14 protein-coding genes and 3 pseudogenes are annotated in these 13,067 nt (G+C 63.5%); 9 read left to right on the top strand and 8 right to left on the bottom strand.

Annotated features, from left to right (window positions below):
- Positions 1–133: transposase (locus J9889_RS18295; RefSeq protein ID WP_162231338.1), on the top strand; the 133-nt coding region annotated here is incomplete at its 5' end.
- A 61-nt stretch (positions 134–194) separates the two neighbouring features.
- On the opposite strand, the gene J9889_RS18300 is transcribed toward J9889_RS18295, so the two are convergent.
- Positions 195–1,184: a D-alanine--D-alanine ligase gene (locus J9889_RS18300; protein ID WP_069784642.1), complete on the bottom strand. Its 990-nt coding sequence runs from the start codon at positions 1,182–1,184 to the stop codon at positions 195–197.
- A gap of 200 nt (positions 1,185–1,384) precedes the next feature.
- Positions 1,385–1,993 (bottom strand): 2OG-Fe(II) oxygenase, encoded by a 609-nt coding sequence (locus J9889_RS18305; RefSeq protein WP_029314582.1) that lies wholly within the window; start codon positions 1,991–1,993, stop codon positions 1,385–1,387.
- 207 nt (positions 1,994–2,200) lie between these two features.
- Here J9889_RS18305 and J9889_RS18310 point away from each other — a divergent pair, with 207 nt between their 5' ends.
- Positions 2,201–2,677, top strand: coding sequence for a glutathione peroxidase (locus J9889_RS18310; RefSeq protein WP_210557629.1), 477 nt, complete (start codon positions 2,201–2,203; stop codon positions 2,675–2,677).
- Positions 2,678–2,937: 260 nt separating this feature from the next.
- A complete protein-coding gene (locus J9889_RS18315; RefSeq protein WP_010674869.1) occupies positions 2,938–4,326 on the top strand; it encodes a DEAD/DEAH box helicase in 1,389 nt (462 codons plus the stop codon).
- A 70-nt stretch (positions 4,327–4,396) separates the two neighbouring features.
- Here J9889_RS18315 and J9889_RS18320 read toward each other — a convergent pair whose 3' ends face one another.
- The 3 genes and pseudogenes from J9889_RS18320 to J9889_RS18330 form a co-directional block, all read right to left on the bottom strand.
- Positions 4,397–4,834, bottom strand: coding sequence for an acetyltransferase (locus J9889_RS18320; RefSeq protein WP_010674870.1), 438 nt, complete (start codon positions 4,832–4,834; stop codon positions 4,397–4,399).
- Between the two features lie 36 nt (positions 4,835–4,870).
- A pseudogene (locus J9889_RS18325) lies at positions 4,871–5,355 on the bottom strand (GNAT family N-acetyltransferase).
- Positions 5,356–5,472: 117 nt separating this feature from the next.
- Entirely contained in the window at positions 5,473–6,318 is an 846-nt protein-coding gene (locus J9889_RS18330) for a DUF5718 family protein (RefSeq protein WP_010674872.1), read from the bottom strand.
- 267 nt (positions 6,319–6,585) lie between these two features.
- Here J9889_RS18330 and J9889_RS18335 point away from each other — a divergent pair, with 267 nt between their 5' ends.
- From J9889_RS18335 to J9889_RS18350, 4 genes and pseudogenes are all read left to right on the top strand, one after another.
- On the top strand, positions 6,586–7,137 hold the full coding sequence (locus J9889_RS18335) for a class IV adenylate cyclase (RefSeq protein ID WP_210557631.1): 552 nt from the start codon (positions 6,586–6,588) through the stop codon (positions 7,135–7,137).
- Between the two features lie 26 nt (positions 7,138–7,163).
- On the top strand, positions 7,164–7,556 hold the full coding sequence (locus J9889_RS18340; protein ID WP_210557633.1) for an NUDIX domain-containing protein: 393 nt from the start codon (positions 7,164–7,166) through the stop codon (positions 7,554–7,556).
- Positions 7,557–7,657: 101 nt separating this feature from the next.
- Entirely contained in the window at positions 7,658–8,164 is a 507-nt protein-coding gene (locus tag J9889_RS18345; RefSeq protein WP_010674875.1) for a GNAT family N-acetyltransferase, read from the top strand.
- Between the two features lie 104 nt (positions 8,165–8,268).
- Positions 8,269–8,576, top strand: a pseudogene (locus J9889_RS18350) (antibiotic biosynthesis monooxygenase).
- 40 nt (positions 8,577–8,616) lie between these two features.
- Here J9889_RS18350 and pdxY read toward each other — a convergent pair.
- The 3 genes from pdxY to J9889_RS18365 all read right to left on the bottom strand — a co-directional run bounded on the left by pdxY (position 8,617) and on the right by J9889_RS18365 (position 11,381).
- Positions 8,617–9,480, bottom strand: coding sequence for a pyridoxal kinase PdxY (pdxY, locus tag J9889_RS18355; protein WP_010674877.1), 864 nt, complete (start codon positions 9,478–9,480; stop codon positions 8,617–8,619).
- Positions 9,481–9,984: 504 nt separating this feature from the next.
- Positions 9,985–10,740 carry a DUF429 domain-containing protein gene (locus J9889_RS18360; RefSeq protein WP_029314586.1) on the bottom strand — a complete coding sequence of 252 codons (756 nt, stop codon included), beginning with the start codon at positions 10,738–10,740 and terminating at the stop codon, positions 9,985–9,987.
- A 77-nt stretch (positions 10,741–10,817) separates the two neighbouring features.
- Entirely contained in the window at positions 10,818–11,381 is a 564-nt protein-coding gene (locus J9889_RS18365) for a hypothetical protein (RefSeq protein ID WP_010674879.1), read from the bottom strand.
- A 294-nt stretch (positions 11,382–11,675) separates the two neighbouring features.
- On the opposite strand from J9889_RS18365, the gene J9889_RS18370 reads away from it, so the two are divergent.
- Both J9889_RS18370 and J9889_RS18375 read left to right on the top strand, forming a co-directional pair.
- Positions 11,676–12,026, top strand: coding sequence for a phasin family protein (locus J9889_RS18370; protein WP_041211496.1), 351 nt, complete (start codon positions 11,676–11,678; stop codon positions 12,024–12,026).
- Positions 12,027–12,121: 95 nt separating this feature from the next.
- Positions 12,122–12,880: pseudogene (locus tag J9889_RS18375) on the top strand (class I poly(R)-hydroxyalkanoic acid synthase); the annotation flags it as partial.
- Positions 12,881–13,067 lie beyond the last annotated feature (187 nt).

The following is a 13,067-nucleotide window of genomic DNA, read 5'->3' on the forward strand; positions in this document are numbered from 1 at the left end:
CCCGATGCACACGAGTGTGCTGGAAGGGGTGAACAACAAGATCAAAGTGATAAAGCGCATGGCATATGGATTTAGGGACTCAGAATACTTTTTTCTGAAAATCAAGGCGGCCTTCCCCGGAAAGCCGCGATGAACCTGAAAAAAGGGGCCCTGAGGCCCCTACTCACCATCCGTTGCAACCGGGTCTGGCGACATCAGACCGACTTTCGCAGGATCTGCTCCAGATAGTGCGCGAAGCTGTGGCCGTGGTGCTCCAGCAGTTTCGGGAACATGGAGATGGAGGTCATGCCCGGGAAGGTGTTGATCTCGTTGAGCAAAATCTCCCCCTCTTCGGTCAGGAAGAAGTCGATGCGCGACAGATGAGTCAGCTTGAGCTGACGGAACGCCTTCAAGGCGTACTCGTGGATGGCATCGGCCTGGGCCTGAGTCAGCCCCTCGGCCTTGAGCGCGGTCTCGGTGTGACTGGCGCTGCTGTACTTCTCTTCATAGGTGTAGAACTTGTCCTGGGGTACGCAGATCTCCCCCGGATAGGTGGCCACCAGCTCGTCACCATACTGGTAGACCGCCACTTCCAGCTCGCGGGGCTTGACTGCTTTTTCGATCAATACCTGCTCGGAGTAACCGAAGGCATCGGCAATGCCCTTCACCAGATCTGCCTCGTTGCTGGCGGAGTAGCAACCCACGGAAGAGCCCTGGGAGGCCGCCTTGATGAAGACCTTGCCCCACTTGGCCAGCGCCGCTTTCGCCTCGGTCAGGCTCGCCTCGCCCTGCTCGGTCAGGAACAGGTAGGGGGTATTGGGGATGCCGATGGCGGTGAGCCACAGCTTGGTGGTGATCTTGTTGAAGCACACCTTGCTCGCCTCGGCGTCACAACCCAGATAAGGCAGGCCGGCCAGCTCGAGGAAGGATTGCAGATCGCCGGTCTCACCGGGATAGCCGTGGATGCAGGGCACCACGTAGTCCACCGGACGGGCCACGCTGTCGAACGAGAGCAGCTTGTCCAGCCCCAGCTTGCACTCGCGACCGTCGGCGGAGAGCCAGCGGTCGGCAAACATCTCGACCCGGGTCACTTCGATACCGGGCAGGAGCCCGAGCTGTTTTTCGAGGAAATTGGCGCTGCGCAGCGAGACTTCGTGCTCGGAGCCGCCACCGCCGCAGAGCAGCAAGACATGCATGTTCTTCATTAGATGTGATCCCTTGGGAGAAGTGGCTTCGTCATCACCATGTCAAACCCAACCGCATGAAAACCGGACGAAGCCAGAAACGAACATAAGTGCGGGCAGTGTAGCAAGGGAGGGGAAGCCTTGTCAGCCGATGGGGCGCACCTCCCCCTGCCCGGACAGATAAAAGTCTCTTCCTGTGTCAGAAACAGGATGAAATGCGCTCAGCGGGGGGGATCGACCCGCCCGGCGCCATTGCCGTTGACCCGAAACCAGCCGGCAATGCTGTAGCGCTCCCGGCTTGCGGGCAGCACCTCGTGGGGAAACTCTTCAGACAGGAAGAGCACCAGCCGCCCGCCCCGGGGGGAGACATCCATCAGAAACTGCTCGCTGTCGTCATAGACCCGCAATATTCCCCCCGCCTCTGGCTGCCAGTCGTTGTTCAGGTAGAACACCGAGGTGAGCCGGCGGTTGGATCGCCCGGCGAAGGCGTCGCGATGGGTGACGTAGAAGTCCCCCTGACGGTAGCGGGCAAAGTGGGCCTCGTAGTCGAACAGCCCCAGCATCAGGCTGCGATTGGCGGCCAGACGCAGGGACTCCATCCGGGCCAGATAGTCGGCCACCGGCGCGCCGAGGGAGGCGTCGAGCCAGTGGATCTGATCCCGACGGATATCGCGGTTGTCCTGATGCAGGGTCTCGCGCCCGATCCCCGCCGGTCGCCACTCGTCCGGCAGGCAGGCCTTGAGGGCATCCACCTCGGCGGCGGTTAAAAAATCATCCACTATCACCCAACCCCGGGTGTAGATGGCATCCATGACGGCTTGATAGTCCAAGATAGGCTCGCAGCGAGGGGAGAGAGTGCGCTTTGTAGCGACTTCGGACCATCGGCACAAACCGGATTGCTTCTCTTGAGAAGTCCCGCCATCAATAGGAGTCTGGGGGGAACAGACGCCCTCCCCCTTGCTCCCCGGCCCTCGGCCCGTTAACGTGCAAGGATTGTCCCCGGGCGCCTTGTCGCCCCTCTTGCATCAGGAGAAACCATGCCCCTGCCCCTCATCCCCCTGCAACGACTCGATGGCACGGCCTGGTCCACCGCCGATCTGCAGGGCCGTGTCGTGCTAGTGGTCAACGTGGCAAGCCGCTGCGGTTTTACCCCCCAATACACCGGGCTTGAGGCCCTCTATCGCCAGTTCGGCCCCCAAGGCTTCGAGATCCTGGGCTTTCCCTGCGATCAGTTCGGCCATCAGGAGCCGGGCGATGCCGAGGAGATCGCCCGCTTCTGCTCGCTCGACTACCCTGTCAGCTTCCCCCTGATGGCCAAGTGCGAGGTCAACGGCGCCGGGGCCCCCCCCCTCTATCGCTGGCTCAAGGAGCAAAAGCCCGGACTCCTTGGCAGCGAGGCCATCAAGTGGAACTTCACCAAGTTCCTGATTGACCGTGAAGGCCGGGTGGTGGACCGCTTCGCCCCCCAGACCAGGCCGGAGGATCTGGTGCAGGCCATCGAGGGACTGCTCTGACGGGCGTGCGCCGAGGCCAGGGGGGCCCCTCTTAGCGCCCCCTGGCCTTTCCCTGCCGGGATGGCCGTGGCAACCCTGCTCGCGACACGGCTGCTGCGCGTGCGCCTCGCATCTGCTATATTACGCGCCCACTGTCTCTTGTGCGGTCGCTTTGCCGGGCTCAGGCCCAGCCTCGATGGCGGCCCACCCTATTTTCCATGTCGTGACGGACCAAGGCTGCCGTCACCCGTTGAGCCCAAGGCTCGGAGTGTCCCTCGAACATGTCATTCAATGAACTGGGTCTGTCACCGCACATCCTGCGGGCCGTCAAGGAGCTGGGTTACGAACAACCCACCCCCATCCAGCAGCAAGCCATTCCCGCCATCCTGGCCGGGCAGGACGTGCTGGGCGGCGCCCAGACAGGCACGGGCAAGACGGCCGGTTTCACCCTGCCCATGCTTCATCGACTGCTGGCCAACCACGGCCGTGGCGGTCGTCGCCAGGTGCGAGCCCTGGTGCTGACCCCGACCCGGGAGCTGGCCGCCCAGGTGGGCGAGAGCATCATCAAATATGCCCACCACCTGCCGTTTCGTACCCTGATCGCCTATGGCGGCGTCAGCATCAAGCCGAACCTGGACGCCATCAAGCTCGGGGTCGACATCCTGGTCGCCACCCCGGGCCGCCTGCTGGATCTGCTGACCCAGGGCGCCCTGACCCTGAGCGCCCTCGAGGTGCTGGTGCTGGATGAAGCGGACAGAATGCTCGACATGGGGTTCATCACCGACATTCGCCGCATCATGAAGGCCCTGCCGGAGGAGCGTCAGACCCTGCTCTTCTCCGCCACCTTCTCCAATGACATCAAGGCGCTGGCGGACGATCTGCTCAAGGATCCCACCCTCATCGAGGTGGATCCCAGCAACACCGCCGCCGAGCAGGTAAGCCAGCGCATCATCCAGGTCGATCGGGAACGCCGCCGGGAGATGCTCTCCCACATGATTGGCCGTGGCAACTGGCAGCGGGTGCTGGTGTTCGTGCGCACCAAGCAGATTGCCGACAGGCTCGCCCAGCAGATGCAGAAAGATGGCCTGGATACGGTCGCCATCCACGGTGACAAGAGCCAGGGGGCCCGCAACCGGGCGCTGGCGGATTTTCGTGAAGGCAAGGTGCGGGTGCTGGTTGCCACCGATATCGCCGCACGGGGTCTGGACATCGATCAGCTGCCCCACGTGATCAACTTCGAGCTGCCCCAGATGGCGGAGGATTACATCCACCGCATCGGCCGCACCGGCCGTGCCGGGCGCGGCGGCGAGGCCATCTCCCTGGTGAGCCAGGACGAGCTGGGTCAGCTCAAGGAGATCGAGGCGCTGATCGGCCAATCCCTGACCGTGGAGATCCTGGAAGGGTACGAGCCGAGCGGCAAGCCGAGCCGCCAGACCCTGCCGGGCAGCAAGCCGGTGCAAAACCCGCCCCGCGCCCGTGGCCATGCCAACGCCAAGGGCAAACCCGCCGCCGGGAAAGGCAAGGGGGATGGCGCCAAGAAGCCGGCCCAGCCTGCGCAAAACAAGTCCCGCAAGCGGGAAGTGGTGGGCGAGGACATCGGTTTCGCCCCCATGCGCCGCCTGCCCAAGGCCCAGCGGGGCGACTATCAGGACAACTCCAACGAGGAGTGAGGCGGCGCGAGCACTGCGTCCTGAACAACAATAAACCGCCCGAGGGCGGTTTTTTTATGCTCTGGCGCCCTTAACCGGCGGCCAAGGCCATGTGCAGCAGGGGATAGGGCTTGCCCTGGCCATCCAGGGGGGAGCGCCCCGTCACCTCGAAGCCCAGGTGCTGGTAGAAGCCGACAGCCTGGGCATTCTGTTCGTTGACGTCCACGCGAGTCGCCCCCAGACAACGGATGGCGTGGTCCACCAGCTGGCGGCCGACCCCGCCCCCTCTCGCCTCGGGAGCGATGAACAGCATCTCGATATTGCCCTCAGCCACCCCGATAAAACCGACGATCACGCCATCCTGCCTGGCGCAATAAAGGCGCACGGCATCGAAATAGTGTTCGAGGATGAGAGGCTTGAGGGTGGCGATGTCTTCCTCTTGCAGGAAGTGATGGGTAGCGCGTACCGAGGCCTCCCAGAGAGCGATCAGGGCCGGGTAATCCTCGGTTTGTGCTGGTTCTATCTTCATGAATTGTTGGCTCAATTTATGGCAAAAGCGCCGATGCTAAGCCTTGGGGCCGAACCTCGTCAAGGTGCAGCCCTGGGCCTCTGCCTGCTTGATGACAAACCCCTTCTCGATGCCCGCCTTGAAGCCCAGCTTCTCATAGAGGCGATGGGCTTCATCGCGCCCTTCCCCCGAGAGCAGCATCACCTTGTAGCCATCCAGCCCCCAGGCCAGGGAGAGCGCCTGTTCAAGCACCTTCTGGCTCAGCCCCTGGCGTCGGAACGCAGAGGCCGTTACCACGTGCTCTATGATGCCAAAGGGCCTGCCGCCGTTGCTCAGGGTCGGGATCACCCCGAGCTGGCAGGTGGCGGCGAGCTCACCGCCCACCTTCGCCACGATGATCCGCACCTCGGGCCTGGCCAGCAGGCTCGCGAGCGTCTCCCTCGCCATGGAAAGCGGCATCACGGGATCCCGTGGTCTGAGCTCGGCGTAAAGGCTGAGCAAGCCGCCAGATCCTGCTCCCTGCACTCTCTGATCACCACCATGGCAACCCACCTGATCTGCCACTCCTCTTTCGGCTGATCATGCATGACGCCAGCATGGAGTGTGCGCAGGCATAATAGAGAAAGAAGATGCCTCCCCAGGTTGGGAAGGCATCGCGATCAACGGGTCTTGACCGCCTGGAGCAGGACAGAGACATCGGCGCCAACGCGGCGGGTCGCGATGGCTTCGCGAATGTCGCTCTCGCTGTAGCGACTGGCGGGGTAGACCACCACGCAGGCGGTGTCACCGGGAGCGAGGAAGTGGGTCTCGCCAAAGGGGGTGTAGCGGGTGGCGCCAATGCTGATGAGCGCATGGGCCGGGCGCCCCGCCTGGGCCAGCAGCCCCTGGATATGCTCGGCCGGGCCTTCGTCCTGCTGATGGTTGAACTTGTCGATGGCCCACGCCAGCAACTGACCGTGGAAGTAGCTGTAGTCCACCGCCGCGCTGTCGATCCCGTAGGGGTGCAGCTCCCCGTCCCGCTCCAGATAGCAGGCGATGCGGTAGTCATCGAGCTCGCATCCTGCGGCAAAGTGGGTCAGGGGCAGCAGGTTCGCGGCCAGCCCCTTGCTCTCTTCACCCCAGTTCTTCTTCTCGCTGATCTTGTTGGCATTGGGGCGACGGATGGAGCAGTCGTTGTAGGCGCCAAACGCCTTGGGATGGATGGCCACCACCTGCTCCCCCGCGTACTCCAGCTCGCACCACAGTGCCACCTCGGGTTCAATCTGCACCTTCTCGTCCCCGCTCACCGCCGCCTCCGGCAGGAAGATGGCATCGCCGCTCAGGGGAAAGACCCCGAGCTGGCCGGGATGGTTCGGCACATAGAAGGGGAACAGCGCCTTGGGGGCGACCTTGTCGTCAACCTTGACGGCGACGAAGTCCGCCGCCTCCCCTGCCTGCTCCAGGTGACCGGCGAAGTTGCCCGCCACGCCCAGTCCGATAAAGGGGGGCTGTGAGGTGATCTGCATCTGTGGCTCCACTGGCGCGGCCGGGGCCGCCGCCTCGTTGTCGTTGTTCAGGGCGGAAATACCGCCAAAGAGGGAGCTTATTAGAGCACAGCCCCCGTACGGCGCCCAGCCACCGGGCCACAAGCTGTGCACCAGGGCGGATTTCCCCTCACCATCTGGTCATAAAGTCGGCAGTCGATGCGAAGCTGTGATCCCGATGCTTGGGAGAGCCCAGCACTTTTGCTAGGCTGCCCTATTCATTTGCCGTTCGGGAGCCGTCGCAAGGCCATGGCCACCCACTTTCAGGGGCGCTTCGAGGTGGAGTTCAAATACCGCCTGACGGACAGCGCCGCCTTTGTGCATACCCTCACGGCCCTCAGCCCCGAGGTGATGGTGGCGGACAATCATGAGCAGGACTGCTACTTCGACACGGCAGATGGCGCCCTGGCCCGGGCAGAGAAGAGCCTGATCATCCGCACCATGGCCCCCAGCGGCATCCGGCTCTGGATAGTCAAAGGACCCGGACCCGATCGCTGCGAGGCGGTCAACATCACCGATGCGGACAAGGCGGCCAGCATGGTGCGCACCCTGGGCTACCAGCCGGTGCTGACCATCGACAAGCGGCGCAGCATCTATTTTCTGGGGGCCTTCCACGTCACGGTGGATCACCTGGCAGGCGTCGGTGATTTTGCCGAGCTCGCCATCATGACTGACGAGGAGACCGCCCTGCCCGCCTACCGCGCGCAGTTGCTGGCGCTGGCTAGCCGGCTGGGACTGGCGCCCGAGATGCGGGAAACCCGCTCCTATCGCACCCTGTGCGAGCAGCGAGCCCCCCTTTGACAAGCGGCAACAAGAGGAATCTGCCCATGATCGACAAACTCGCCTGGCTGACCTTCAAGGAGGGACAACTGCTGTGCGCCCGCTCCCACGGCAAGGACATCTACTACATTCCGGGGGGCAAGCGCGAGCCGGGCGAGAGCGACGAGGCGGCCCTCGTTCGTGAAATCGAGGAAGAGCTCGCGGTCATCCTGAAACCCGACACCCTGGCGTTCGCCTGCGAGTTCAGCGCCCAGGAGGACGGCAAGCCGCAAGGGGTGAATGTCAATCTGCGTTGCTACACGGGGGACGCCGACGGCACGCCCGTCGCCTCGGCGGAGATCGCCGAGCTGCGCTGGCTGGACAGCCGCCACCTGGCCGAAGTCTCCCCCGTCTCCCGCCTGCTGTTCCAGTGGCTGGCAGCGCAGGGACTGATCCATTAAGAGACGGCGCACCTGACCGGATGATAATAGCTCCGGCAGGAGAGTCCGCGCCCGAGACGTTAATCCCCCACGTGGGCCAAGAGAGAAGATGAGGACATTCAATGGAGATCCTTGAGGTCGAGAGCACCAGAGGCATCAAACCGGCGCTGATCGCCCTGCTGCAAGATTGCGTGGCCAGCGGTGCCTCGGTGGGCTTTCTGCCTCCCCTGCAGGAAGAGCAGGGGCTGGCGTACTGGCAAGGCATCGAGGGGGAGCTGGCGGATGGAGTGCGCAAGCTCTGGGTGGCGTTTGATCAGCACCATCTGGTGGGCGCCCTGCAGCTCTCCCTGTGCACAAAGGCCAACGGGGGCCACAGGGCCGAAGTGGAAAAGCTGATGGTCCACAGCCAGGCCCGTGGCAAGGGGGTGGGCCGCGCCCTGATGAACGCCATGGAGCAAGGGGCCCGGGACGCCAGGCGTACCTTGCTGGTGCTGGATACCCGGGTCGGCGACGTGGCCTCCAGCCTCTATCGCCAGCTCGGCTATCAGGAGGCCGGCCAGATCCCGGACTTCGCCCGCAATGGGGACGGCACCCTCGCCGCCACCCAGTTCTTCTACAAGCAGCTCTGAGGCAGACGGCCTGGCAAGACCGGACAGCGTGCCGGTCTTGCCCCCTCCAAGGCTCGGCGTACATAGGTTTTTGGTTCAATCAGACTCATCGGCAAGGAGCCATCATGATATTGGAAGTCGCCCATCTGCAGATCATTCCCGGCAAGGCCACTGACTTCGAGCAGGCCTTCGCCCGAGCCCAGCACATCATCAGCGCCATGCCCGGCTACCTGGGCCACCAGTTGCAGCGTGCCCTGGACGATCCCCATCACTACCTGCTGCTGGTGCAGTGGGCGCGGCTGGAAGATCACACCCGGGGTTCAGGGGCTCCCCCCGGTACCAGGAGTGGAAGGCCCTGCTGCACCACTTCTACGACCCCTTCCCCAGGGTCGAACATTTTCAGGATGCAACACCGATCAGTGCCGCAAGCTGAACCTTGATCAGCTCGTCCCGTCACGGGCTGATCAATGGCGTCAGGCCAGGCGCTCGGCCCTGTGGGCAATCTGCGGCTCGGCAAAGGCGCTCTGGGCCGCGATGAGCTGCAGCTCGTAGGCATTCGCCTCCCAGGTCTGTCTCAGCACCGCATCCACCGCGGCGTTGGTGCGCTCGAAGGCGCTCACCCCATCATATCCCGCCTGCAGGTTGGCCAGCATCAGGGCGCTGATGAGATCCCCCACGCCCACCGGTTGGCGCGCGAAATCGTAAAGGGGACGGGCGATCAGATAGTCTCCCTCGGGGGTGGCAAGCAGCATCTCGAAGCGGCCGGGGACGCTGGCGGCGCGACCCAGGTGCTTGACCAGCACCATCTTCACCCCCTTCTCCAGCAACTGGCGTGCGGCGACCCGGGTCTGGGCCAGGGTTGTCAGATGGACATCGCACAGGGTCTCCAGCTCCAGCAGATTGGGGGCCATGATGTCCGCCACCGGCAGGGCCTGCTCGGTGAGAAAGCGGGTGACGCCCGGGGCGACGATGCACCCCTTCTCCGGATGCCCCATCACGGGATCGCAGAAATAGAGGGCCGCCGGATTGGCTCGTTTCACCGCCGCCACCACCGCCAGGATCTCGTCCCCCTGCTCCGCCGAGCCCAGATAGCCACTTAGCACCGCATCGCAGCGCGCCAGCACCTCGATATTGCAAAGCCCCTGGCACAAGGCGGCAATGTGGCCCGCCGGCATTGCCATTCCCTGCCAACCCGCCTCGTACTGGGTGTGGTTGGAGAACTGCACCGTATTGATGGGCCACACCTCCATGCCGAGACGGCGCATGGGGAACACGGCGGCGCTGTTGCCGGCACAGCCAAACACCACGTGGGACTGGATAGAGAGAATGCGTTTCATCGACACCACCGGACAAGAAGCCTGAGGAAAAGAGGCAATATATCGGATGAAGCGACGGCTCTTCCAGCAATTAACGCCCTGACTCCCTATTTATGCTTCTGCAGGCTTAACCTGCCGCATATTTGACCCCCGCTACCCTGTTTCTGTACAACCCTGGAGCCATCTCCCCGCTGCTGCGGGGTGATAAATGTACTTGTACGTCTCTTGTCTGATGGCATACAAGGTGATTTTTAAACCAGCCATGAACAGTCGGGATCAAGGATGAGGTCCGATGAAAAGGCGCCAGTCGGCAGTCGGCAGTCGGCAGTCGGCAGTCGCAAAGTAAGGCAACAAGGGCAAGGGTCAAGGAGACGTCGGAAGATCACAGGACAAAGGCGGCCTCCCCTTGCCTGACACCGTGGCAACGGCAAGCCATACGCAGTGGCGACAGCAAGTCACGTCACCAGTGCCGTGACTGCAGCGAGTCGCCAGCAGTCGTCAGAGGGAGCGCGGTGCTTGGGCGTCTCAATCCCGGGCGAAGTGGTAGACCCAGCCTTCGTCCGGTGCCATCTCCTCCGGCAGGTCCACCAGAGCAGGCAGCGAGGTGACGGCCCCTTCGGCCGCATATTGCAGGGCCATCAGGGCGCAGAGCGCGGCATCATAGGGATCCGTTCCAGGGATGAGGATTGCTGGCAGGTGGGGTTGCAGCTCGGGCCGCACAGCAGAGGCTTTGCCCCCCATTTTGGCCAGGGCGGGATAGACCTCCAGCACCGCGCGCCCGGCAGCCCTCGCCCGTTTTGGCACCAGTTGCAGATCCCCGAGGCGCGGCAGCATGGAGAGGGCCAGGGTGGCGTTGTTGCCGAGCCTGTCGAAGGTGGCGGAGAGGGGCTTCTTGCCATAGTGCTGATAGAGCCAGCGCTCGCAATCCCGGTAGGCGTAAGGGTTGTCAATCTCCCGCTGGGGCACGGGAAAGCCGCTCCCCCACCCCGCCAGCAGATCGGCGAGGGCGCGGGGAAAGGCCAGGGGCGCATCGATGCCGAGAGCAAGGCGCGGGCAGGCCAGCACCTGCATCAGCGCCACCTCGTCTTGCAGGGCCGGGCGCAGCAGGGCATCCAGATCCGGCGCGACCCGGGAGCTCAGGCGAAACAGGGGGGAGATCCCGAGCCAGTGCAGACGCGACTCCCGGGCCTGCCAACCCACCACCGCCACCGCCTGGGCATTGCCCTGCCAGCCCCTCACGTCCCAGCCGATGCCGATGGCGTCCATGTGTTCCGTTGTCATGCCCCTGTTACCTCTGTGCAGCCTTGATGGAGCACAGGGTAATGGCTGCCCCTCCTAAAGCAAGGGCAAGTTGGTCCCTAGAAGGATTTCTTGAAGTTGATCAGGGGCAGAATGGGGAAGATGCCGTTCTCGGCGTAGTTGGCCAGGCCAATCTGCAAGCCGTCCAGGTGCTTGGTGGCATTGACGAATCCCAGCTGGAACGTGGTGCGTTCGGCATAGTTGACGAAGCCGACGTTGGCCAGGGCATTGCCCTGGGCGATGTTGACCGCCCCCCAGTTGAGCCCCTTCACATTGTTGGTCAGGTTGACGAAGCCCAGATTGAGGCCGGTATCCTGCCCTTCGTGCCAGTTGACGGCGTTGATGGCGACCCCGCCAAACTGATGGCGCACCCGGCTCGCGCCAAAGAACACACCAAGCTGCAGGCCGGTGAACTGATCCACGTCGGAGAGGGCGAACACCGGCAGATCGATCCCCTTCACCTGGCCGGTGCGGCCGTAGAGGAAGGAAGCCCTTGCCCCTTCCACCTGATTGGACGAGGGCAGGTTGACACCGGGCAGGGAGATCTGGACCGGCGTGCTGGCCTGGGCGACACCGGCGAGGGTCAGGGCACCACAGCCGAGCAGCAGGGCGAACGGTTTCATCGGGGATTCCTTGTGAAGAGGGTGTGGCTCAAGGGTACCAGCGCAGGCCCCGGGGAACGAGACCCCGCCCCCTGCCCTGCGTCACCTCTCGTCTGAACCCGGGGATGGCTCTCTCGGCGGATTGGAAAATTCAAACAGAAACTAACATTTATACCAAAGGTGGATTGGTTGCAGAATTCTCAAACGTGTGTTTGAACAGAGCAAACAACACGTAACACAGGGATGACGTGCTGTACCCGCAAGAAGGGTCGATTGACCCGCAAAAACAGTGTTCTGCCGAACCGGAGACCCATGATGAATATGGACGTGATCAAGAGCTTTACCGAGCAGATGCAAGGCTTTGCCGCTCCCCTCACCCGCTACAACCAGCTGCTGGCCAGCAACATCGAACAGCTGACCCGGTTGCAACTGGCGTCCGCCAATGCCTACGCCGAACTGGGGCTCAACCAGTTGCAGGCCGTCGGCAAGGTGCAGGATGCCCAGAGCCTGGCGGCCCTCGGCACCGTGCAGCTGGAGAGCGCCAGCCAGCTCTCCCGCCAGATGCTGGATGACATCCAGAAGCTCAGCACCCTCGGCCAGCAGTTCAAGGAAGAACTGGATGCCCTGACCGCAGATGGCATCAAGAAGAGCACGGGCAAGGCCTGATAACCCCTGGCTGCCCGTCTTGCGGGCAGCCACATCTCCCCACGACTCGACAGAACGGGCAAGTGCCCGCCCCGGGCGTGGGTGAAGGAGAACACATGAGCCAATCATCTTACGGCCCGCTGTTCGAGGCCCTGGCCCACTACAACGACAAGCTGCTGGCCATGGCCAGAGCCCAGACCGAGCGCACCGCCCAGGCCCTGCTGCAGACCAGTCTGGACGATCTGGGCCAGGTGCTGGAGCAGGGCAGCCAGCAGCCCTGGCAGCTGATCCAGTCCCAGATGAACTGGTGGCAGGATCAGCTCAAGCTGATGCAGCACACCCTGCTCAAGAGTGCAGGCCAGCCGAGCGAGCCGGTGATCACCCCGGATCGCAGCGATCGCCGCTTCAAGGCCGACGCCTGGAGCGAGCAACCCCTCTATGACTACCTCAAGCAATCCTATCTGCTGACCGCAAGACACCTGCTGGCGGCGGTGGATGCCCTGGAGGGCGTGCCCGAGAAGAGCCGGGAGCGACTGCGCTTTTTCACCCGCCAGTACGTCAACGCCATGGCTCCCAGCAACTTCCTGGCCACCAACCCGGAGCTGCTCAAGCTCACCCTGGAGTCCGACGGCCAGAATCTGGTGCGCGGCCTTGCGCTCCTGGCCGAAGATCTGGAGCGCAGCGCCGATCACCTCAACATCCGCCTGACCGACGAGTCCGCCTTCGAGCTCGGCCGGGATCTGGCGACCACCCCGGGCCGGGTAGTGCTGCGCACCGAGCTCTTTGAGCTCATCCAGTACAGCCCGACCACAGCGACGGTGGGCAAGACCCCGGTGCTGGTCGTGCCCCCCTTCATCAACAAGTACTACATCTTGACATCCTCCCCCACCTTAGCGCTTCGCGTCACAGGAGGGGAATTCCCATTACTGGGTGATAGCTGCTCGCGCAGTACCGGGTTCCTGCTTCATCGGGCGGCCTGATTGCACCACGCCTCCACAGGCTAAAACGGCGTGTCCCGCCGCTAAAATATTGCGAGCGCCGTTCACATCGGCGTTCGCCTCA

This window comes from Aeromonas sp. PrichA-15, assembly GCF_017939245.1.
Taxonomy (GTDB): Bacteria; Pseudomonadota; Gammaproteobacteria; order Enterobacterales; family Aeromonadaceae; genus Aeromonas; species Aeromonas caviae.